19 protein-coding genes and 1 tRNA gene are annotated in these 22,929 nt (G+C 51.3%); 7 read left to right on the forward strand and 13 right to left on the reverse strand.

Features of this window, described 5'->3' with window-relative positions:
- Positions 1 to 12 precede the first annotated feature (12 nt).
- Entirely contained in the window at positions 13 to 1,485 is a 1,473-nt protein-coding gene (gene glpK, locus IE073_RS11025; RefSeq protein WP_189585667.1) for a glycerol kinase GlpK, read from the forward strand.
- Between the two features lie 45 nt (positions 1,486 to 1,530).
- Positions 1,531 to 1,607, forward strand: a tRNA-Ile gene (locus IE073_RS11030).
- Between the two features lie 17 nt (positions 1,608 to 1,624).
- Here IE073_RS11030 and pdeM read toward each other — a convergent pair.
- Together pdeM and IE073_RS11040 are read right to left on the reverse strand one after the other, a co-directional pair.
- The gene (gene pdeM, locus IE073_RS11035) at positions 1,625 to 2,299 is read right to left on the reverse strand and encodes a ligase-associated DNA damage response endonuclease PdeM (protein ID WP_189585670.1); all 675 of its coding nucleotides are present in this window, start codon (positions 2,297 to 2,299) and stop codon (positions 1,625 to 1,627) included.
- Entirely contained in the window at positions 2,277 to 4,745 is a 2,469-nt protein-coding gene (locus tag IE073_RS11040; RefSeq protein ID WP_189585672.1) for a ligase-associated DNA damage response DEXH box helicase, read from the reverse strand. The genes pdeM and IE073_RS11040 overlap by 23 nt, the downstream gene beginning before the upstream one ends.
- Positions 4,746 to 4,793: 48 nt before the next feature.
- Here IE073_RS11040 and IE073_RS11045 point away from each other — a divergent pair, with 48 nt between their 5' ends.
- The 3 genes from IE073_RS11045 to IE073_RS11055 all read left to right on the forward strand — a co-directional run bounded on the left by IE073_RS11045 (position 4,794) and on the right by IE073_RS11055 (position 9,175).
- A complete protein-coding gene (locus IE073_RS11045) occupies positions 4,794 to 5,819 on the forward strand; it encodes a ligase-associated DNA damage response exonuclease (protein ID WP_189585675.1) in 1,026 nt (341 codons plus the stop codon).
- On the forward strand, positions 5,819 to 7,423 hold the full coding sequence (locus IE073_RS11050) for a cisplatin damage response ATP-dependent DNA ligase (protein ID WP_189585679.1): 1,605 nt from the start codon (positions 5,819 to 5,821) through the stop codon (positions 7,421 to 7,423). Before IE073_RS11045 ends, IE073_RS11050 begins: the two co-directional genes overlap by 1 nt.
- Positions 7,424 to 7,570: 147 nt before the next feature.
- On the forward strand, positions 7,571 to 9,175 hold the full coding sequence (locus IE073_RS11055; RefSeq protein WP_189585682.1) for a toll/interleukin-1 receptor domain-containing protein: 1,605 nt from the start codon (positions 7,571 to 7,573) through the stop codon (positions 9,173 to 9,175).
- Positions 9,176 to 9,207: 32 nt separating this feature from the next.
- On the opposite strand, the gene IE073_RS11060 is transcribed toward IE073_RS11055, so the two are convergent.
- Positions 9,208 to 9,861 carry a hypothetical protein gene (locus tag IE073_RS11060; RefSeq protein WP_189585686.1) on the reverse strand — a complete coding sequence of 218 codons (654 nt, stop codon included), beginning with the start codon at positions 9,859 to 9,861 and terminating at the stop codon, positions 9,208 to 9,210.
- Between the two features lie 64 nt (positions 9,862 to 9,925).
- Entirely contained in the window at positions 9,926 to 12,085 is a 2,160-nt protein-coding gene (locus tag IE073_RS11065; RefSeq protein WP_233350024.1) for a trypsin-like peptidase domain-containing protein, read from the reverse strand.
- Between the two features lie 233 nt (positions 12,086 to 12,318).
- On the opposite strand from IE073_RS11065, the gene IE073_RS11070 reads away from it, so the two are divergent.
- Complete coding sequence (locus IE073_RS11070; protein ID WP_189585692.1) at positions 12,319 to 13,878, forward strand: TRAFs-binding domain-containing protein; 1,560 nt, start codon at positions 12,319 to 12,321, stop codon at positions 13,876 to 13,878.
- On the opposite strand, the gene IE073_RS11075 is transcribed toward IE073_RS11070, so the two are convergent.
- Positions 13,858 to 14,502, reverse strand: coding sequence for a Crp/Fnr family transcriptional regulator (locus IE073_RS11075; RefSeq protein ID WP_189585695.1), 645 nt, complete (start codon positions 14,500 to 14,502; stop codon positions 13,858 to 13,860). The two genes, IE073_RS11070 and IE073_RS11075, sit on opposite strands and share 21 nt — an antisense overlap.
- A gap of 217 nt (positions 14,503 to 14,719) precedes the next feature.
- On the opposite strand from IE073_RS11075, the gene IE073_RS11080 reads away from it, so the two are divergent.
- Positions 14,720 to 14,953 (forward strand): hypothetical protein, encoded by a 234-nt coding sequence (locus tag IE073_RS11080; RefSeq protein ID WP_189585698.1) that lies wholly within the window; start codon positions 14,720 to 14,722, stop codon positions 14,951 to 14,953.
- On the opposite strand, the gene ccoS is transcribed toward IE073_RS11080, so the two are convergent.
- The 8 genes from ccoS to ccoN are packed head-to-tail and all read right to left on the reverse strand — an operon-like array spanning position 14,950 to position 22,833.
- Complete coding sequence (ccoS, locus tag IE073_RS11085) at positions 14,950 to 15,108, reverse strand: cbb3-type cytochrome oxidase assembly protein CcoS (protein ID WP_189585701.1); 159 nt, start codon at positions 15,106 to 15,108, stop codon at positions 14,950 to 14,952. The genes IE073_RS11080 and ccoS overlap by 4 nt on opposite strands.
- Positions 15,105 to 17,333, reverse strand: a complete 2,229-nt coding sequence (locus IE073_RS11090) for a heavy metal translocating P-type ATPase (protein ID WP_189585704.1) — start codon at positions 17,331 to 17,333, stop codon at positions 15,105 to 15,107. Before IE073_RS11090 ends, ccoS begins: the two co-directional genes overlap by 4 nt.
- On the reverse strand, positions 17,321 to 17,812 hold the full coding sequence (locus tag IE073_RS11095; protein WP_189585707.1) for a FixH family protein: 492 nt from the start codon (positions 17,810 to 17,812) through the stop codon (positions 17,321 to 17,323). The genes IE073_RS11090 and IE073_RS11095 overlap by 13 nt, the downstream gene beginning before the upstream one ends.
- A complete protein-coding gene (gene ccoG, locus IE073_RS11100) occupies positions 17,812 to 19,308 on the reverse strand; it encodes a cytochrome c oxidase accessory protein CcoG (RefSeq protein ID WP_189585710.1) in 1,497 nt (498 codons plus the stop codon). Before ccoG ends, IE073_RS11095 begins: the two co-directional genes overlap by 1 nt.
- Before the next feature lie 9 nt (positions 19,309 to 19,317).
- Positions 19,318 to 20,223, reverse strand: a complete 906-nt coding sequence (ccoP, locus tag IE073_RS11105; RefSeq protein ID WP_189585713.1) for a cytochrome-c oxidase, cbb3-type subunit III — start codon at positions 20,221 to 20,223, stop codon at positions 19,318 to 19,320.
- An 8-nt stretch (positions 20,224 to 20,231) separates the two neighbouring features.
- Positions 20,232 to 20,396, reverse strand: coding sequence for a cbb3-type cytochrome oxidase subunit 3 (locus IE073_RS11110; protein WP_189585716.1), 165 nt, complete (start codon positions 20,394 to 20,396; stop codon positions 20,232 to 20,234).
- Complete coding sequence (gene ccoO / locus IE073_RS11115) at positions 20,393 to 21,130, reverse strand: cytochrome-c oxidase, cbb3-type subunit II (RefSeq protein WP_189585719.1); 738 nt, start codon at positions 21,128 to 21,130, stop codon at positions 20,393 to 20,395. Before ccoO ends, IE073_RS11110 begins: the two co-directional genes overlap by 4 nt.
- A 2-nt stretch (positions 21,131 to 21,132) precedes the next feature.
- Positions 21,133 to 22,833 (reverse strand): cytochrome-c oxidase, cbb3-type subunit I, encoded by a 1,701-nt coding sequence (gene ccoN / locus IE073_RS11120; protein WP_189585722.1) that lies wholly within the window; start codon positions 22,831 to 22,833, stop codon positions 21,133 to 21,135.
- Positions 22,834 to 22,929: the final 96 nt, after the last annotated feature.

Genomic DNA, 22,929 nt, shown 5'->3' on the forward strand with positions numbered 1-22,929 from the left:
CATCTATGCGAAATGACCACTGTTATTTTTTCTATCGACCAAGGCACGACTTCCTCTCGGACGCTCGTTTTCTCACCTAAAGGCGAAATCTTATTCACAGCGCAGGAAGAATTCCCGCAGCTTTATCCGCAAGACGGATGGGTTGAACATGACCCAGAAGCGATCTGGTCGACGGTCCTATCGACGTTGAAACAAGCCCAAGCCTATGCCGCTGAGAGGGATTTGAGCGTTGCCGCCATTGGGATCACGAACCAACGGGAAACAACACTCGTTTGGGATCGGGAGACGGGCAAACCGCTTTATAATGCGATTGTCTGGCAGGACCGCCGCACCGCTGAAATTTGTCGTGGGCTAGCTAAGAAATTACCAGCCGAGGATTTACAGGCAAAGACTGGTTTGCTGCATGACCCCTATTTTTCTGGCTCTAAAATGGCGTGGATATTAGATAATGTCGACGGGGCGCGGGAGAAAGCCGAACATGGCGAACTTTGTTTTGGGACCATTGATAGTTTTCTGATTTGGCGCCTAACCGAGGGCAAGCGTCATGTCACCGACGCGACGAATGCGAGCCGTACAAACCTCTTCGATATTCACGCGCAGCGATGGGACGAGGGCCTCTTGAATTTATTCAATGTTCCGAAAGCTGGGTTGCCAGAGGTGCTGGACTGCGCCGCTGATTTTGGCATTTGTACGGTGTTAGGGATGGACATTCCCATCACCGGCGTGGCGGGTGACCAGCAAGCCGCCGCAATTGGACAAGCGTGTTTTGAAGTGGGAGATATCAAATCCACATATGGGACGGGATGCTTCGTCCTACTCAACACGGGCAGCGAAGCGATTACGTCCAAGAACCGTCTTCTGACAACGGTCGGTTATCGTATCAAAGGCGAGACGACATATGCCCTTGAAGGCTCGATCTTCATGGCTGGCGCATCTGTTCAATGGTTGCGCGATAAAATGAAACTTGTTGACGACGCCCGCGAGACAGAAGCCGTCTGCGAACGCCTCGACAGCACAGAGGGCGTGTATCTCGTGCCTGCTTTCACTGGTCTGGGCGCGCCCTATTGGGCACCTGATGCGCGCGGCGCGGTCTTTGGCATGACACGCAACACAGGCCGAGATCAGGTGATCCGCGCAACCGTGGAATCGGTGGTTTACCAAACCTATGACTTGTTTGATGCCATGAGTAAGGACGGCGTGGCGCCGACGGCTTTGCGTGTGGATGGCGGGATGACGGCCAATAGTTGGATGTGTGGTTACCTCGCCGATATATTGGATATGCCTGTTTTGCGTCCCAAAGTGTTGGAAACGACCGCCCTCGGCGCGGCCTACCTCGCGGGACTCGGTGCAGGCATATATTCAAGCATGCAAGAGGTCGCGGGCCAATGGAGTGCAGAGCGCACATTTACCCCAAGCTTAGATGCAAAGACACGTGAAACCCGTCTTGCAGATTGGGCAAAATATGTGCAGAAGCTGCTTTCTTAAAACCTGCGGAATGCGGGTGACCTGAATTACCGCTAGCGCGGCTTTGGGGGGTTAGCTCAATTGGTTAGAGCCGTCCGCTCATAACGGATTGGTTGGGGGTTCGAGTCCCTCACCCCCTACCACGCATTTTGTTTCAATCTTATCTCGTCGAAATCGCGAATAGGCGCTCTTCATAGGTGAGGGAGACTGATCTTAGCTGCGGCATTATCTGCACAAAGTCGGGGTCCGTCACGAATAATCCGCCAGTAAAGGTACCAAATGACGGCAAGATGATACGGTCATCGCTGATTGCGAAACAGGGGGCCGTAACTGAACCTGCCCGTGAAGATATTTTGGCCTTCGGGTGGTAGTGCCCGCAAATATTGACACCAGATTGCGGATCATGCGGGTGATGGGTTAGAAGAAAGCCATCAATCTCCACATGGTCCTCTCTTCTGCCTTCCACGGCCATTGGAATGTCAGGGTCATGATTGCCAAGTATCCAGATAAATTCGCACTCTGCGGAACTTAGCGCATTTAGCTGAGTGGCTGACTCAGGTGCCAAACGTTCATCGGCATGAATATCATGAAAGCTGTCACCTAATGCAATGATGCGTTTTGGTTTAAAGTCTTTTGCTAGGTCCTTTAACCGCTGGATGGTATCCTGCGTATCAAACGCGGGCAAAACAGATCGGCCCACTTCTCGCAAGTAGCTCCCTTTTTCGAAATGCATATCGGCAACAAGGAGCGTTTCGCTCAATGGCAAATAGGCCGCTTTTCGGGCGTCTAAGATGATATCACCGACGCGGGTTTTAAGGGTCTGTATCTCGCTCATCTAAATAATCTTCAACTTTTTGTAGCCGCAGAATTGCCGTGTCTTCATGGCTGGCCTGCTCCAAGATAGCGATCTTCGCGTCACCAATTACAGTTTCTTTTCCGAGTTGCATCATCGCCGGGATCGACAGAGGGGAGGCGTGCGGCAGAGCTATGAAAGTAACTTTCCCTTGCGTGTCTGCAAGCCAGTTTCGCAGCCGCGGAATATCCAGAAGGTCACGCTCGGCTTCCTCTCGGGCGATACGTAGAAGTATATGATCAGGGTCGTATTTGAGGAGGACGTCATAAATGATGTCTGTACTGAAGGAGACCTGTTTCATCGTCCGTTTTGCGCCAGGTAGCCGCTGCTCCGTCAAACCTGCGATTGTCGCAATTTTTCGAAAGCTGCGTTTGACCATGGGGGCTTCCACAACCCATCTCTCATATTCTTCGGTGAGTACATCTTCGCGCATCAAACTTTCGACGTCATCTACCCGATCGATAGATGTGATGGTCAAAGCATAGTCTGTGATGGAATATGTCAGAGGTTTAAGCCGACGCCGTTCCATTCGTCGTGTCATTAATAAACCTAAAGCCATATTCACTTTGCGGCCTTCGAAACTATGAACCACAATCACGTAAACCCCGCGATCAAAAAAGCTCTCGACTAAGACGCCGTCCTTTTTTGGGAGTTCGGAGAATTGTGATTGCAGGGTTAGCCAAGATTGCACTTGTTGTGGCAAGCGACTCCACTGACTTTCATCCGACACAACGCGCCGTACCCCGTCGGCAAGAAAGGTTGAAAGCGGCATCATTCCACCCGCATAGGCGGGAACGCGAGGCGGCGTCAGTTTACGGGCAGGGCTAGCCTCGAGTGCCATGTCGCGCACCCCGTGATAGCGCAGAACCTCTCCTCCAAATAAAAACGTGTCGCCGGGTGCCAGACCCATGACGAAGCGTTCTTCGATTTCCCCGATATTCCTGCCGCGCTTGGAGGCCATGTTGGGGAAACGCCGAACTTTTAATTTCGCATATTCGACAATTGTCCCGATGTTCATGCGGTGGCGGCGGGCTTGCTGCGGCGTTGAGATTTCATAACCGCGTGAGGTTTCGTTCAGCCGTGAAAATCGATCATACGCCTTAAGCGCATAGCCACCATCTTGCGCAAAATTGACGAGGAGATCGAAGTCGGATTTCTTCAAATTTCGATAGGGCCACGCCATTCGGATTTCGTTCAGCGTCTGCCGTTTTTTGAACTTCCCGGCGCAGGCACGATTGACGATATATTGGACGGCGACGTCCATGGCTCCGTCGGTGTAATCTTCGCCATCCCGTAGGCCTTCATCAATGGCTTCAATCGCTACGGCACATTCTACGGCCTCTAAAGGATTGCAGGGTACCATTAAAGCCTCGGAAGGCTCGTCTAATCTATGGTTTGAACGTCCGATGCGCTGCAACAATCGGCTGACGCCCTTTGGTGCGCCGACCTGCAAGATGAGATCAATATCACCCCAGTCGATCCCCATTTCCAGCGCTGATGTGGAGACGACCGCGCGAATTTTGCCAGAAGCGATCATACCTTCGGTGCGTTGACGCCGCTCCCGAGACAGCGAGCCGTGATAAAGCCCAATCGGCAATCCCTCGTCGTTAATTTTCCAAAGTTGCTGGAACAAGAGTTCCGTTTGCGCACGTGTATTGACGAAGACAATCGCGCTCTTGGCGCTCTTTATAGCGTCGTAAATATCTTTAACGGCGAAGCGTGAATTATGACCGCCCAATGGATAGCGGTTGTCCGGTTCCATAATCGCAACGTGTGGCGGCGTATCGCCTTTGACCTCTAAAACTTCAGCGGGTTCGCCCGTGGGCCCTAGCCAATTCGCAGCAGATTTGGGGTCTGCAATTGTGGCTGATAAGCCAAAGCGAATATGGTCCGGAGCCAGTGTTTTCAGACGTGCCAAAGCCAAAGAGGTAAAATCGCCCCGCTTATTTGTGGCAAAGCTGTGTAGCTCGTCAATTATGACTGTTTTGAGTTCGGAAAAGTAAGTGTCCGCATCGGGGTAGGATAAGAGCAACATGAGGCTCTCTGGCGTTGTCAGTAAAATATCTGGGGGCGTCTTACGCTGTTTTGTCCGTTGGTAGGATTTGGTGTCGCCGGTTCGCACCCCAATTGTAATCGGCAAGTTGAGGTCGCTCACGGGGGTATTAAGATTACGCTCAATATCATTCGTCAACGCCCGCAGAGGGGAAATATAGAGCGTGTGGAGTCGAGGTGGCGTGCCGTCCGTTTTTTCTGATAGATCAATGAGGCTTGGTAAAAACCCAGCTAAAGTCTTCCCACCGCCCGTTGGCGCGATAAGCAGCGTATCTTGCTTTCGAGCAAAGGCATCGATCATGGACCGCTGATAGTCGCGGATTTCCCAATTCTGATCGGTAAACCATTTTTCGATATTCGCGGGAACTTCTGCCATTGTCATTCGCTATGTCATTGCCTCAGTATTTGCAGGTATGGAATTCTTATGACTAACGCCTCAGCCGAACAATGGATGCAAACTCGCCCTGAAGGGTTGTACTGCGTGCCCGCGGATATCTATATTGATCCGACTGAGGCGGTGAAACGTGCCATTATCACGCATGGGCACGCCGACCACGCTCGGTCAGGGCATGGCGAAGTTTTTGCGACCCCCGAAACCATCGACATCATGCGAACGCGATATTATCTGGGCGAGGAAACGCAAGAGACTGGCCTGAAATATGGACAGAGATTTGACCTCGGCGGCGGCGTTACCCTCTGGTTCGCCAGTGCGGGGCACATACTCGGCTCCGCTCAAGCTGTGCTGGAATATGAAGGCACACGGGTTGTCGCCGCAGGCGATTATAAGCGCCACCCCGACCCGACCTGCGCCCCATTTGAAGTTGTTCCTTGCGATGTATTTATTACGGAGGCGACATTCGCTCTTCCTGTCTTCCAACACCCGCCGTTGGAGGCAGAAGTCGAAAAGCTTTTGCGTTCGCTTCGCGCGCTTCCGAACCGCACACATATCGTCGGGGTCTATGCATTGGGCAAATGCCAACGCGTTATGAAGACGCTGCGTCTCGCGGGATATGAAGATCCGTTTTACATGCACGGGGCACTCAAAAAACTGACGGAGCTTTACGAGTCCTATGGGCAAGATTTTGGGGCTTGGGAGATGGTGAGTGATATTCCACGCGCGGACAAACATGTCTTCCAAGGCAAAATCGTTTTGTGTCCGCCCGCCCAAATTAATGATCGTTGGTCCCGTAGATTTGCTGACCCTTTACCCACGGTCGCGAGTGGATGGATGCAAATCCGAGCGCGCGCCCGACAAAAACGAGCTGAAATGGCTCTCGTTGTGTCTGACCACGCAGATTGGGGCGACCTAATCCGAACCTGTGAAGAGACACAGGCCCCTAACATCTGGATTACACATGGGCGTGTGGAAGCTTTGGAATACGCCTTAAAGGCGCGGGGTATGAACGCCAAAGCGCTGAACCTCATTGGGCGCGATGAGAGTGTCGAATAATGGAACGTTTCGCTGAACTCTTAGATGACCTCTATTTCACCAATTCCAACTTGGCGAAGGAAACGATCTTATCGAACTACCTACGCTCTACGCCCGATCCCGACAGAGGCTGGGCCCTGGCGGCGATTGCGGGCACGCTCACCTTTGATCTGTTCAAACGCAACGTCATTAAATCTTTGATGATGGCGCGCATGGACCCGTTCTTATTTGATATGTCGCGTCATTATGTCGGCGAGATGAGCGAGACCGTCGCCTTGGCTTGGCCCAAATCTGAAGACCCCGTCAGGCTTAACCGGCTTCCACAATTGCACGAAGTTATTGAGGAGTTTCAATCCCGGGATAAAGCCGGCATCCAAGCCTATTTAATCACGCTTCTTGATAATATGAGCCCGTCCCAACGCTGGGCGTTGTTAAAGCTCGGGACGCGGGGCCTCCGTATCGGCATGTCCGCAAGGTCCGTCAAACAAACGCTCGCAAAGATGAGGGAGGTGGATGTAGACGTTGTTGAGGCGGCCTGGCATGGACTTGCGCCGCCCTATTTAGATTTATTCGCTTGGGTTGATGGCACCGCGGACTTGCCAGACATGAGCGACGTTGTGACCTTTTCACCTGTTATGCTGGCCCATCCCATCGATGTTGAAAAAGACCTCACTCGCATTTCAGCAGATACACACCAAGTCGAATGGAAATGGGACGGTATTCGCGTGCAAATTGCCGCGAATGGAAAAGCCGGCGAGGCGCGAGACGTCAAAATATTTTCACGCAAAGGCGAAGATATTTCTGGGAGTTTCCCTGACTTGATCGCAGCCATTGATTTCAATGGCGTGATTGACGGCGAACTCCTTGTCAGACCTGATGGCGAATTGGGGTCTTTCAATGATCTACAGCAACGGCTCAACAAAAAGAAACCTTCGAAGGCGCTGCTGTCGAAACTACCAGCCCATGTCATCGCTTATGATGTATTGGAGTGGGGCCCAGACTCATTGCGTCAACTGCCGTTACGCGAACGGAGAGAAAAGCTCGAAGAGGCCCTAAACGAGCGCGATGGCCAGCGCTTTTCCATATCCGAAACCCTGCCTTATCAAACGACGGATGATCTTCTCGCCCTCCGTGAGCAGGCGGCCAATACGGGCGGCTTAATTGAGGGCCTGATGATCAAAGACGTCAGCAGCGTCTATGCTTCTGGCCGCCCCAAACATGCTTGGTATAAATGGAAACGTGACCCGTTCCTTCTGGATGCGGTTTTGATGTATGCGCGGCGTGGAACGGGAAAACGCTCTTCTTTTTATTCTGATTATACATTTGGTCTGTGGTCGGACGACGACACGCTTTTACCCATTGGAAAAGCTTATTTCGGCTTCACAGATGAGGAGCTGAAAAAGATCGACAATTGGGTCCGGGCAAACAAACTGCAAAGGTTCGGGCCAGTCCAAGAGGTCGAAAAAGCACTTGTCTTTGAGGTCGCATTTGATGCTGCCCAAGTCAGCACCCGCCACAAGTCTGGTTATGCGCTCAGGTTTCCTCGCATCCATAGAATCCGTTGGGATAAGCCTGCTGATGAAGCCGACCGGATCGAAACATTGGCTAAATTAGTGGGGACGTAAGGCACGAGCGTAATTTTGGTTCGAATTAACCCTAAGCCTTGCCTAGCCCTCCGTTCTCCTCAATTCTCTAAATCGGCTTTGATCATTGCGTTATGTGAATAAATGACGCCATAGATGGAGAGGTCGACTGAGCTAGGGAGGGTTGGTGTGGCGTCTGCGTATAAATATGCGGGATTTATATCCTATGCGCATGCGGATGAAGCGGTGGCCGCGCGGCTGCAACGTGCATTGGAAACTTTCAAAACCCCCAAAGACCTAGCGGGCTCGTCCTCCAATCGCCTGTCGCCCTTATTCCGCGATACAACAGAGTTAACCGCCCACCATAGTTTATCGGAAAAAATCCATGACGCCGTTATGGGATCGCGCGTTTTGATCGTTCTGTGTTCACCCGCCGCGAAACTCTCGCATTGGGTGAATGAAGAAATACGCTTGTTCCGCACGGTCCATGGAGAGGCCGCCATCCTCTGCGTTTTGGTCGAAGGCACGCCTAAAACGTCATTCCCACCCGCATTGTTAGACGGCGGACGAGAACCTCTCGCGGCCAATTTGGGGCAATCCCGCGACAGCTTTCGTTTGGGCGTCACGCAACTCGCGGCCTCTATGCTGGGTGTGGGGCTGGACACATTGATCCAACGTGACACGCGCCGCCGCCGCCGCCGATTGCAGGGCGTGACGGCCGCGGCTGTGGCCTTTTCCGCGTTCATGGCGACGACGACTTTTACGGCCGTGAACGCCCGCAAAGCGGCCGAAACCAACCGTATGCAGGCCGAAGGTTTGGTCGAATATATGATTACGGACTTAAAGGAGAAACTAGAACCTGTCGGGCGGTTGGACATCCTCGACAGCGTCGGGGACCGCGCCGTGCAATATTACGACGCGCAAGACATAGACTCGCTGCCCGATGACAGTCTTACGAGGCAGGCTAGTGCACGCCATATATTGGGGCAGGTGGCTTTGGATGCGGGGGATTTGGAAAAAGCGCGTACTCAAATCGAGGCCGCCGCACGTGTCACAAAAGAAGTTTTTTATCGAAATCCAGATGATACAGATGCGATTTTTGCGCATTCACAAAGCGAGTATTGGGTTGGTGAGACATATCTAGATGTGAATGATCATGAATCTGCTCTGCCATATTTCGAGGCTTATGCCGAATATGCGGATATGCTCTATCAGAAAGACCCGACCGACTATGACTGGGTAATGGAGAAGGGGTGGGGCCTAAATAATGTGGCGCAAGCTCAAGATAAACTTGGAAATGTTCAAGCCGCGCAAGAAAACTATAATGAGGCAAAAAAATATTTTGAAGCCGCCCTTAGAATTTCTCCAAATTCCATGTCCACTCAAATGGAAATAGCGAATGTCTTTGAAGGGTTAGCCCAGATTTCTCTGAATTCGGACAAGCCCGAAAAATCAAAAATCTACAGGCAGAAACGGCTAGATATTTATACGGGACTACTAGATGTTCACCCAAACGATTTTACTGTTCGATTTCGATATGCGCAGACGTTATCTCGCCTTGTGACAGATGGATTGATAGAGGAATCGCCCGAACTATTAATTGAGACAATTGATCAATCTTACCAACAATATGACTTATTATTGCTTCAAGACCCCAAAAACGCGACGTGGAGGAATGACTATATTCGTTACCTGCAAGCGTTTTTAGAACGTGTTGAAATGAATAATTTGACTTTTGTCGACAGAAAAAAAATTTCGGACCGCATCGAAATTGCGGCCCTTGAACGGCAGTGAATTAGTCTGACAAGTCTAGTTCAACGTTTGAGTTATGGAATGCTCTGCCCGTTATTGCCTCCACGAGTCCCATTATCTGTTCCCGGATCAATAATAATATCCGTGTAAACCTCTCGTCCGTCTTGATTCTGTGCGATGGTCACGTGCAGATTATATTTCAACCCGACGGGAGTTGAGCGGCAGTGATTGGCGAGGACCAGTATATTGCCGTTCTGTAGGGTCGTGATTTTCTCGAAATTCCGTCCAAAATCGTCCCGATCATTTTCTGTGCTAAATTGAATGGTGTCCGTGAAACGCCAATTGGGGCGTGGCAGGTAAAACAAGAACCAGACGGGCCGATTGATTTTGAAATCGAGTGGACTTGGCGGACGTGGTCCGTCTTTATTATCACTTTCGAAATACTCTATATAGTCATCCAACATGATCTGGAAATCATCTACATCATAGCGATCTTCCAGATAGCCCTTTGGATTGCAGCAATGATCGTGGAATTCCACAAGTAGCTCATCGCGCCATCCCGCAATAACCTCTTGTTTGATCCGATCTCGGTCGATGATGCCGTCTTCTATACTGACCCTGATCGGCAGCAAGATCGGTTTTTTGCTGTCGTTGGTGCGTTGGTAATCATCCCATTCTTTTAAATATTCCGCATTCGGTTTGATATCGCCTTTGGTTGGACGTGCCATAATTTTCTCCCTATTTAATGTCATCTTATTTAGCCCCGTGTTCTTGTTGTTTCTGTGATCGCGGTCACGCGTTCAGAGATAAAATGTCTTGATGTTCTGTGAGTTGCTGCACGGCCATGGCCAGATTTGCAGCCTCTTTTTGGTTGAAGACTTTGAATCCCGCAAAGTGAACGCCCAGCAAGTCCCCCGTGCGGATATCCAGCAAGGGCGAGCCTGAATTGCCGCCCAATGTCGAGGCATTGTGGCAAATGGCGGGCATGGTGAAACTCGTGTCATCATCGATACTGACAGAAGCCCGAACCCCAAAGGGTGTGTCCGTGTCTGTGCTGTGCCTGAAAATCTGACCTTGACTGATGCGTTTCACGGCAAAGACGGGATCATCCTCAACCACGGATAAAATCTCGGGATCATTCGGCGTATGTGTGTCGGGATAGCCGATAACAATGATCTCTCGCGTGTCGAGATCATCCGCCTCTATCGGCTTGAACGCGATGGGTTTGCGGTTTGTGACGGGCCGCGCCAGCGTGAAAATTGCGATATCTAGGCTGGGGATGAGGCGTGGCGGTGTTCCGTCAAAAGGTACGAAATCCGAATGGTTCGACCCTTTCTCCGCAATGAATTCTATCCCGCCAGGATCGTTCTCTGACATGAGGTAATGCCCGTAGAGGCCGAAGACGTGACGATTGGTCAACACGTGCCTGTCGGAAATCAGGAAGCCCGTTCCGAAAGAATAGTCTTCCGCACTGGGCACGCCGACTTGTGCAAACCCAATCCGCCCCGTCGCGAGATATCCCTCCCGCAGAACAGAATAAGGACCCGTCAGGCTTTGCAATTGTGACGCCGTTAGCTTCGCAGAGGCCGTCAGGGGGGCCGACACATGGGTGGCCAGCAAGGGGCTGGCAGGGAAGACAACCCCTGCCGGCGCAACCCGCTTTAATCCCAAGCGGGTGCGGGTTAGCTGTTCTGTCGTTTGGATGGCGATTTTTTTGGCCTTGGACGACATTACAAATTTCAAGACCACCGCCGCGAAGATGAGCAAGCCTGCTATGGCGATCCAAAAGCGAGTGCCAAATGTCGAAGGGAGTTGGCTTCTCAGGGTCGCGTGTTCCGCCTCCCAAGCTTCAATCTGTGACAGGGTTATCGGCTCCGGCGGGGAAAGGGTTTGTGTCGTTTGTTCGATATTCTCCAGGGCTTGCCGCGTCTGAGAAATAGCGTCGGCCATCACAGTGATGTTGACGCCGCTGGCTTCGCTTTCTCTCTGAAGCTCCGTGATTTGCGTTTTGAGGGTGGTTACTTCATTTTCGGCTGCGGTGAGATTTTGGGTGAACGTCAGCGCGGCGGCCTGGGTTTTTGCAGTCGCCATCGCGCTAGAAAGACGATCAATCTCGGCTTTTAATTCTGGGATTTTCGACACCTCGGAAGCCCGAGATAAAACTTGGGTCTCACTGATTAGAATATTCAGGCGCGACAGGATAGCATCCTCTGTCGACGTGTTCGCGATATGGAAATCCATTTTATCTTGGATATTCAGTCGCGTTTTATCCGCCGCAAAAGAGGCGTCCTCTAAAGCAAATTTAATTGCGTCAGGAAGCGTGAGATTAATCGTCACGGTGGCCTCTGCGGTCGCATTCTGCGGGTCCGTCACGACATAGGGCAGATCAAAACTTCCCGTGACGGAAGGTCGGTTTAATGTGAAGCCTCCATCCGCATCCAATGTTGCGGCTAGATCGGGCGTAACCGTTGCGCTTTGAGTTGCTCTTAATGCGTCTCCATCTGGGTCGGAATAAAGGCCGGAAATTTGGCCTCGAATTGGCATCGTCGAAGCTTCAAATTCGAAGCTACCATCACGTGCAAGGGGGGCTCTGTTTTCTATAACTGGCACAACGACTTCATTCTGCTCGTTTAAGGCCAACGCAGAACTTATGGAGGACGGCATGTCGCCAATGTCCCCCGCGTGCAAGCTGATAACCGAGAGCTGGACTTTTTGAAATCCGACAATGGGGTCTCGCAGGGAAAACCCTTGTATTCGAGCCCCTAAAGGAAAGCGTTCAATATCGGTGGTGGCCAAAATTTCGCCATCAGGGCCAAAAAATTCGATTTGAAACGCGTGGAGTTTGGCGGTCTCGGTTAGATTATCATAGATAATCGTATAGGCATCTTCCAATTGGTAGAGTTTATTATAGGTCACTGGAACGTCTTTGATCGACGTTTGGGCCCAAGACATTGGAGCGCTTGTCAATAGCAGAAGAGCGCCGCCCCAAGCGATCATCAAGGCTCTTACCAGACCAATTTCCCTTAACATGACTTCCCCATCACTCTTGCCTAGGTTTGAAAGGACTGTAATTCCAGCAAAAACCATGGATGACCATGACCGTCGTCACGGCAGTGAAAACAGATGGGCGTTACAAAGACGCATATACGCTTTAATTCACCCGAAAAGACGTTAAGCCATTCACCATGACTCTTCTACGCGAGCATAATTATATCCAGAACTACGAAGCTGGAATGGAGGGGCTTAAAGCTGAGCCTCATAATAGGTCGCTCCAACACCAAGTAGTTCTATCGCTTGCCCGCGCCGGTGCGTTGGATCTCGCCATCGCAGAATATGAGCGCTTTGGCCTGTTGAAGGTCGAAGGCAACGAAGACATTATGTCTCTGAACGGGCGTCTGTCAAAAGATCAGTATTTGCGGGCACCTCTGCCGGAACGGCAGGCTTTCGCGCGCGAGGCAATGGAAAAATATGAGACCGCGTTTCGACAAACGCAGGGATATTATTCCGGTATCAATAGCGCGACCATGGCCCTTATGGCGGACGTGCCCGAAGCGACTGTCTTGGCCCGTGTCGCTGCGGTCGAAGAAATATTACCTGAACCTGACAGTTTAACACCAACGGACCATTATTTCATTCAGGCCACGCGCGCCGAATGTGCGCTGCTCAAAAAGGACTTCACTTCGACCAGTCTGTATTTACAGGCGGCAATTGCATTTGATCCGCTTAATTATGCTGCACACGCCACGACCCTCAAACAATTTGAAATGATCTTGGAAAAGCGAGGGACGTCAAAAGATTGGTTGACGCCTTTCAGACCGCCACGTCCGGTTCATTTTGGGGGACGAATGCGCCTTCATTTAACGGACACTCAAGAAGATGACCTGAGAACCCAGGCTATTGATTCAATCCAACGCTGTGATGTGGGGGCGGGTTATGGTGCTCTTGCGGCAGGGTCGGACATCATACTGGCCGAAGCGCTATTGTCAGAGGGCGCTGCGCTGCATGTCGTTCTACCTTGTCCCAAAGACCGTTTTATCGAGCACTCTGTGCGTCCATTTGGTGTGTCATGGCTTGAGAGATTTGAAACCTGTCTTGACCGGGCTTCATCATTAAAGATTTTAGCAGTCGACGGGCCATGGCCGGACGAAGAAATTAATCGTCTGTCCGGGTTAGTCGCCATGGGGCAGACGATCCTTTGGGGGCAGTCCATGCGGGTCCAGCCAGCCCAAATTTTGATTTGGAATGCAAACGAAACGACGTCCTATACGGCAATGCATGCGGCGGATTGGGCTAAAGCTGGACACACGCAAATCACCCTAAAGTTCCCTCAGGCTGGGACGCCGTCCGCCGAAAAAGCGGAAAATGAAACGCCGCCTCAACAATCTCTGGCTTCGTCCACAATCTTCGCGCTTCAACGATCTGGTGATGGTTCAACGCATAAATTTAAAACCGTTGTAGAGGCCGTCCGAACGGCATTGAACTTGCGGGCAGAAGATCCTGACGCGCAAGTGGCGCTGGATGTGCACCTATCCGCCAATCATCATTCCCACCTATTGCAGAGCATGGTGGAGCGAGGATCGCCGCAAAGCCTATTAGCGTCAGAGAATTTTGCGAGTCTTTTAGCCTATTCGCAAGGCGACCGATTTAAAATCACTTTCGCAGGTCTTGTCGAGGATGATGCGGGTGGGTCGTTTCGATGTTATGCTATCGACACAACGTCAACCTCAGACGATCGCACGCCGTAGGGCGTCGGGGTCCAATATGACGAGGGCCCCGGGCTCGCGGGTGACAATATTCTTTTTCTGAAGTTCGCTGACAGTCCGCGAAACTGTTTCGCGGGTTGAATTAACCCTTTGGGCCAGCTCAACAAAAACGGGGCTGGGGCGAATGATCAAATTTCCCGGCATGATCCCGATGATACGTGACAAACGAGAGAGTTCGGCACAAATTCTGCCTTTTGTCGACAGTGTAAACGCCTCTATCAATCGAGAGGTCATCCCATCCAGCCGCGCTGCAAGGTCTTTTGCTAAGGTCGCGTTTAGCCCGTGCTCTGTCGACAGTAAGTCCTGCATGACGGGGACGCTGACGCGGATGATGTTGACGTCTGTCTCAGCACTGATTTCGAAACGGACCGGCGAGTTTGTAAGCAATGAGGTGTGACCCAGAAACTCGCCCGCTTGAAAGTGCCCCACCCATGTCGCATCGCCATTTTCGGAATAGGCGACCGCTTTGGCTTTCCCTGACAAAACATACCCGACGAAATCAATGGGTTCCCCCTGCAACGCAATAATCTCTTCGGCGGCATAGTGCTTTTGCGATGTTCGGTCGGAGATCGAACTATACCATACGTCTTGATCAGGGCCCATCATGCGACCACTCTAGCTACTCCCGTGAGATTTTATATCAAAAAATCGGGTTCCACTTGCGGGTTTTGATGGGATCTAGCGCATTTCAAGAAGGCCGAATCGGCGTTTTTCTTGGGCTATGGTTTTCCGGAATAAATGACAGGGTATCTGTTTTCGCTGTTGTCCCATCAGGCGTAGAACGCTAACAGGAATTATCGCAATTTTAGACGCGGGAGCAAGCATGACATATATTGCCAAACTGCTTGCGGCTGTTCTGCTTTTTTCTGCTATCACGTCATCGCCAGCTCAAGCGTCTGAAGACGGCTGGGTTGAAATCTCGATGTGTGGCGGCCAAATTATTTTATTGAATCTCGGGGGATCCAGCGATCCTGCGGATATGCCAAAACACCAGAACTCCGCGTGTCATGCAATTTGCGATGCACGCAAAGATTTGGATGATGGCGAAACGTCTTAGTCGTCCACAATCGGATGATCGTCGTCGGTTAAAATACGGCTTGAGTCACCTTTTGGGTCATCAAACTGACCATCTCGAACAGACCAGAAAAATGCAATGAGTCCAGTTAGTCCCAATAGAAGGGCGAGCGGAATGAGCCAGAATAGCGCAGTCATGTTTTCATCGGACGTAATGCGTTCAGTGTAACAATCATCGACGAGCCAGACATGGCGAGGGCGGCGACCAATGGGTTCACGAACCCAAAGACGGCGAGCGGCACCGCAATAAAATTATAGAGAATAGCCGCGCCAAGGTTTTGGATAACACGACGTTTCGCATGTCGCGCAATCATGATGGCATCTGGAAGACCGCTTAATGAGTCATCCGCCAGAATAATGTCGGCAGCTGACCTGCTGATGTCAGAGGCAGTTGCAAGAGAGGCGGAGGCATGGGCATTGGCGAGCGCTGGCGCATCGTTCAATCCATCACCGACCATCAACGGCAATTTTCCATCTGCATTTAATGCCGTGAGAATTTCGAGTTTTCCCTTGGGGGAAACGCCGCCTTGTGCGTGATCAAGCCCCAATATTGAGGCAACCGCTTCGACGCTGGCTTGAGTGTCGCCCGATAGAATTTGTGAGGACAGGCCTAACGCGGAGATTCTGTCGATTGTGGATTTAGCTTCCGGGCGTAGGGCGTCTGAAAAAGCGAACATAACGGGTTTTTTCCCCTCGCGCTGTAACCAACTTTGCGTGGACAGGCCATTGTCTGCGATCGACTCTCGCGCACCGAATTTCACGGTCTGTCCGTCAATCAACCCGGTCAGGCCAACGCCGGGCGTTTCCGTGACATCGATGGCTGTAAGTGGGCCAGCATAGATATGTAGGGATTTAGCGATGGGATGACGAGATTGCGCGCTCAAGGCTCCAGCAAATTGTAGATCAGCCGCCGAGATATCAGCCTTATTGTCCAATTGGAATTTTCCCTGCGTCAGCGTGCCCGTCTTGTCAAAGATAACCGACTTGATTTCGGCTAGACGTTCAAGTGCGTCCCCAGATTTCAGTAAAACGCCTTTCGCAAAAAGACGCCCACTGGCTACGATCTGAACCGCTGGTACGGCTAGTCCCAAAGCGCAAGGACAGGTGATTATTAGAACGGCAATTGCGTTTAATGACGCTTGTCGGAGGGGCGCACCAAAGAGCAGCCACCCAATAAATGTGGCGATAGCTAGGGTATGGACAATGGGGACATAGGCTTGCGCGGCCTTATCCGCGATTTTGACAAAGCGGCTTTTACTTTGCTCTCCGGCTTGCACCAAGTTCGAAATTTCAGCGAGAAAGGAGTCCGTTTCCGCGGAAATGGCCGTGACCGTGAGGGGGTTGGTGAGGTTCACCATGCCAGAGTAAATGATGTCAGACGGATTTTTGAGGACTGGAAGCGTTTCGCCTGTTGCGAGTTGGGTGTCGATTTCTGACGACCCGGATATGATTTCTGCGTCTACGGGAATACGTTGACCCGCGGGGATCAATAATGTGTCGCCGGGAGAGACACGGCGGGTCGGGATCGTTTCTAACCTGCCGTCGGGCAAAATCCGCGTCGCCGAGGTGCTTTGCATCGCCGCTAGGCGCTGGGCCGCTTCACCGGTTTTATGACGTAGTTTTGCGTCTAAATATCGCCCGATAAGCAAAAGGAATAGCAACATAACGGCCGCGTCGAAATAGGTGTCGGGGTTGCCATTTACTGTTTCATAGAGGCTCAAGCCGCAGGCGAGCAGAACTGCCAAAGATATTGGCACGTCCATATTGGTTTGACGGTTTTTAAGAGCGCCCCAAGCCGATCGAAAGAACGGCTGTCCCGCATAGGTCACGGCGGGAAGGGCAATCAGTGCGGATATCCAATGGAAGGCAGTGCGCGTTGATTCTGTCATCTCGCCGCCGCCGCTCCAGACGGCGATTGACAGCAGCATAACATTGGTGGCCGCGAACCCAGCTACGGCCACCGCCTTTAGGAGACGTCTCAAATCTGTTTCCGATTGGGACTGCGCGACATTAATTTCATAGGGGGCGGCGCCATATCCCAGATCGCTGAGGCATTGAACTATCGCCTGAACAGAGAGAGCGCTCTGCGTCCACTCTACGTGCAGGCGCATCGTTGATAAGTTCATACGGACCGTTCGTACGCCATTTAACTCGCCTATACCACGTTCAATTTTTGCGAGGCATCCGCCGCAATGTGCACCTTGAACAATCAGGTCGATTGAAGCCAAATCATTCTTCACCGTAACGAAGTCGTCGAGCGCCAGATCAGCGCCAAACGGGTCGGTTTCTCGAATGGGCGTGTCTTGAAGACCAGACGGACAGCCTTCGACGTCTGCCGCGCGGTCGGGCGTTACTTTGTCCATAGGTCATGCTGGAAGTTAAATGTGTCTGCCCCGTCTGTAGCCGTGGCGCGTAATTGCCATTGGCCCGAAGGCAGAGGTTCAACCATCTCATATTGACCTGACTTTGTTTCGACAAAGCTGACGGTCTTATCCATTTTCGTGTCTGTCGGATGGCGGAGTGTGCCCGAAATGTCGAGGTTTGCGAGGGGCGAGGATTTTTTCTTCAAAGCAACGATGACACGAGGCGAATCCGTTTCTGTATTAATAACGTTGTAGCTCGCACTCCAACCCAGTTGACCTTCGGCGCGGCGCGTTTCTAGCTGTTGGTTATATTCCAAACCTTGTCGATAAGAGCCTTTAACATCTTCGCCACGGAAGGACGTAACCGCTGCGGTTATGAAGTAAGCATTGATCGCGAAGATAACGCCGAAAAACGCAACAACCATCAACAAGACATGCCGTCCTGTGAGCTCTTTTTGTTTTTTCTCTTGCTTGGCCACTACTTCGGTCCGCCGCTGATAAAGATGGCTCGTTCTGTGGTTTCATCGCCTGTCTTCATGTCTGTCATCGTGAACGTGAAGTCAGTTTTTTGCGCGAGGCCAGCGAGATCGTCTTCTGTTACGAAGATACGAAAGTCCAACGTGTTATCGGCAGGTACATCCAAAATGACATCGGCACCGCGGCGTTGTCCTGCGACCTCAATTAAGGGCGATGGTAAGTCTTCCGCGCTTAGGGCGAGTTGTCTGGGTTCTGTCGCTTTATTTAGGACTTTAATTGTGTAGCCATTACGAATGCTTCCATCGGAAAGCGTCACGTAGTTCGGTTGACGATCGCGTAAAACATTCATGTCTAAGGTCGAGCGGTTGAGCAGAGAATAAAGCATCAGAGAGCCGACCGCCGCGAAAAGAACGGCATAGATAACGGTTCGGGGGCGAATAAGATTGATGCGGGGTTTTTCGCCATCAATACGACGCTGCACGTTTTTGTCTGTGTCAAATGCGATCAGGCCTTTCGGACGATCAATCTTGACCATGATCTCGTCGCAGGCATCGATACATAATGAACAGCCGATACATTCCAGCTGCAAGCCATCGCGAATATCAATCCCGACAGGACAGACCGCGACGCATTGACGGCAATCGATACAATCACCGCGTCCCTCCCATGTTGCCCCTTTTTTGTGTGGGCCGCGTGGTTCGCCGCGATCATAACGATAGGTGACGTTCAACGCTTCTTCGTCAATCATGGCCGCCTGAATACGGGGCCAAGGACACATATAGGTGCAAACTTGTTCACGCATGTGACCCGCCAGCCAGTAGGTTGTAAAGGTCATTAAAGCGATGAAAACATAGGATGTGGTTGGCGCGTGACCGGTGAAAAAATCTCGCGCAATCGTCGGCGCATCATGGAAGTACAATATCCACGCACCACCCGTCATCGCGGCTATGATCACCCAAACAATATGCTTGGCTGATTTCTTATATATCTTCTTGGCGGTCCATGGCGCTTTGTCCAATTTCATCCGAGCATTGCGGTCGCCTTCAAAGAACTTTTCAACCTGTATGAAAAGATCCGTCCAGATCGTTTGCGGACAGGCGTAGCCACACCAAACCCGACCGAATAGAGAGGTCGCGAGGAATAGGCCGAGCGCGGCCAGGATCAGCAAGCCTGTAATGTAGTAAACTTCTTGCGGCCAAATTTCGATGAAGAAGAAGTAGAAACGTGCATTTTCAAAATCAACGAGAACCGCTTGGTTCGGTTGATCGAGTCCTCGGTCCCAACGAATCCAAGGCGTGATGTAATAGATACCCAGTAAGACGAAAAGCGCGACCCATTTAATGTTTCGAAAAAAACCATGGGCCAATTTTGGATAGAGTTTTACGCGTTTGGCATAGAGACTTTGCGGTGTAGACGGGGATGTCGCCACCGCAAGCGATTGCTCTACACCGTCAGCTACTTTTTTGCGCTTCGGCGTATTGTCTATCAATGTTGTCATAACAGGTTTCTAGGGCAGATTTTCTGTGTTGATCGGGGGGGTATCCTCGCCACCACCGAGACTGTGAACATACACAGCGAGGGCTGAAATCGTTTCTGAGGGCAGGCGTTCATTCCAATTGGGCATAACGCCTTGACGGCCACCATAGAGCGTCTGGGTGATGTCTGCATAAGACCCCCCATACAGCCATTCCGCATCGGTGAGGTTTGGCGCACCTTGTGCGCGGTCGCCCATGCCTGTTGTGCCATGACATGTGGAGCACGTTTCTTGAAAGAGCGGTGCGGCACGCAATGCGGCTTCTGCGTCTATTCCGTTACCAGACAGGTTTTGGACATAATGCGCCAAGTCAGAGATTTGATCCGCAGTCAGCAATCCGTCCCGACCATAAGCTTGCATCAGACCGATACGCGTATCTTCATGTGTGGCGCGAATACCGACCTTCAACGTGTGCAAAATATCTTCGAATGAGCCGCCCCAAAGCCAGATGTCATCGTTCAGGTTCGGATAACCCTTAAAGCCTTGGGCACCCGACCCATGGCACGTGGCGCAATTGTCCCCAAAGGCCGATTTCCCAGCGGCCATCGCAAAGCGGAAGAGCTCTGGGTCAGCCTGAATAGTCTCAAGATCCGTATCCAAGAGCTTTGTTGCAAAAACCGCGCGTCGCGCCTGCATCTCTTCCATTTCCTGATTAACTGCGGCGCGGTCTGAATGCCCTAAGACCCCTTTAAAGTGCGAGTTTAGCAAAGGTATGGATGGCATTGCGATCGCATAGAGGAGCGCCACAACAATCGAAGTGTAAAAGACCCAAAGCCACCAACGCGGCATAGGCGTGTTCAATTCTTCAATGCCGTCCCATTCGTGACCGGTGGTTTCGGTACCCGAGAGCTCATCAATGTATGGGTTTTTATCTGACATGATCTATCTCAAACTTCTGGATGGTCGTCGTCTAGTAAAGGTAGTTGTGCGGCGCGTTCGAAACGCGCTTTGTTCTTTGGCCAAAGCGCATAGATAATTGTGAGCACGAAAAACCCGGTAAAAAAAACGGTACCACCCATTTTGACGAAATGCGCAAAGACATCGTAGCTCATCGTAGGTTCTCGTCTTTTTGAGCTTCGTAAGTATCGAAGTCGACAAGCGTTCCGAGGATTTGCAGATAGGCAATCAGAGCGTCCATCTCGCTGATTTTGTTGGAATTGCCGTCAAATTCACGCACAACTGCCTTGGGGTAGCGCGCCAGGAAGCCATCATAATCGTCAGCATATTCATCAAGCTGAGTTTTCAGATCAGAGACTGCGAGTTCGACCATTTCCTCGGTATAGGGGACGCCTAATTTCCGGTTAGCGTTCAAATGTGCAGACATGGATTTGTAGTCGAGCTTGCGTTCGCTTAAGAACTTATACGGAGGCATAATGGACTCCGGCACCACGGCGCGCGGATCTTCCAGATGTAACTTGTGCCATTCATCCGAATATTTTCCGCCAACGCGAGCCAAGTCTGGTCCGGTTCGTTTGGATCCCCATTGAAACGGTTTGTCATACATGGATTCCGCAGCCAGCGAGTAATGACCATACCGTTCAACTTCATCCCGCAAAGGACGGATCATTTGCGAGTGACAGGTATAACAGCCTTCGCGCACATAGATATTTCGGCCAGCTAGTTCGAGAGGTGTGTATGGGCGCATACCCTCAACCTGCTCAATTGTACTATCGATATAAAACAGAGGCGCGATTTCAACCAAGCCGCCAACGGAGACGACCCCGATGATGCCCAGAAGAAGGCCGAAAGATTTCTTTTCGAGTTTTTGATGGAGCTTTAAAAACATGATTACTCTCCAACCAAGATAGGCTGTGCGGTTGGGATAACGGGCTTCTTCGCCAACGGCACATCGCCCTCAAGCGACTCGGCACCGCCTTTGCCTTTGACTGTCATGCGAAGGTTAAACGCCATGATCAAAGTGCCGGCCAAGAACAGACCGCCGCCCAGAGCGCGAACAACATAAGAAATATGTTTCGCGGACACAGTTTCGATAAAGGCATATTCGAGGAAGCCGAGATCGTTATAGGCGCGCCACATGAGGCCTTCCATAATCCCTGCTACCCACATGGATGTGATGTAGAAAAGGATGCCGATGGTCGCCAACCAGAAATGCCATTCAACGAGACGGAGGGAATAGACTTCCTTCTTTTTCCAGAGCCATGGCACCATGCAATAGAGTGCACCAAAGGTCACAAAGCCGTTCCAGCCCAACGCACCAGAGTGAACGTGTCCGATGGTCCATTCAGTATAATGCGAAAGCGCGTTTACATAACGGATGGACATCAGCGGTCCCTCAAAGGTCGCCATGCCATAAAAGGCAACGGAGACAACGAGCATACGTAAGACAGGGTCTGTCCGTAACTTGTCCCATGCGCCTTGGAGCGTCATCAGGCCGTTTATCATTCCGCCCCAGCTAGGCATCCAAAGCATGATGGAAAAGGCCATACCAAGCGTTTGCGTCCATTGCGGCAAGGCGGTGAAATGCAAGTGATGCGGTCCAGCCCAGATGTAGATGAAGATAACAGCCCAGAAATGGACGATAGATAATTTATAAGACCAAATGGGACGATTGGCCCGCTTTGGAATGAAGTAATACATGATGGCCAAGAAGCCCGCGGTGAGGAAGAAACCAACCGCGTTATGACCATACCACCATTGGGTCATCGCATCTTGAACGCCCGAGAACAGCGAATAGCTTTTCGCGTCAAAAGGGCCTGTTGGTAGAGCCATATTATTGACGAGATGTAGAATTGCGACGGTAATGATAAAGGCGAGATAGAACCAGTTCGCGACATAAATATGCGGCTCTTTACGCTTTGCCAAAGTGCAGAGGAAAACCAGAAGATACGCCACCCAAACAATTGTTAGCCAAATATCCACATACCATTCTGGCTCGGCATATTCGCGCGATTGGGTGACACCTGTGAGGTAGCCTGTCGCGGCCAAGACGATGAAGAGTTGATACCCCCAGAAGACAAACCACGGCCACATGCCGCCTGCCAGGCGAGTTCGACACGTCCGCTGGACGACATAAAAAGACGTCGCGATGAGGGCGTTACCGCCAAAGGCGAAGATAACAGCCGAGGTATGGAGTGGACGCAGACGTCCAAAGTTTGTCCAAGGGAGGCTCTCGAAATAGAAAATGTTAGGCCAAGTGAGCTGGCAGGCGATGATCAACCCGACAAGCATTCCTGCGATGCCCCAGAATGTGGTGGCAATAACGCCCGCTTTTATGACGTCATCCTGATATTCGCCCTGGTCAAACTTCGGCAAACCGTCGCTCAGTTTGAAAACAATGGCGATGATGCCAATCAAAAAGGCGCCCATCATCATGAAGCCATGCATCTCTAACGTTGGGTAGATCATGCCGGGGGCATCCGTAGGATGCGCAGCAAATAGAGACCAGATAAATCCTAGGACTAGGATTAAACCAATCACGATGAGGGAATCATCTTCTTTGAAGTAAGTTTTCCGGATGTTCGAAGTCATAACGCGCTTTCAACAGTCGTTATCCAGGATAACGGTCCTGGCAGGTGTGACAATTTATACATTTTGCAATCCGAATAACAACGATGTCCGTACGGC

Origin of the sequence: Litorimonas cladophorae, assembly GCF_014652455.1 — a bacterium.
GTDB classification, from domain to species: domain Bacteria; phylum Pseudomonadota; class Alphaproteobacteria; order Caulobacterales; family Maricaulaceae; genus Litorimonas; species Litorimonas cladophorae.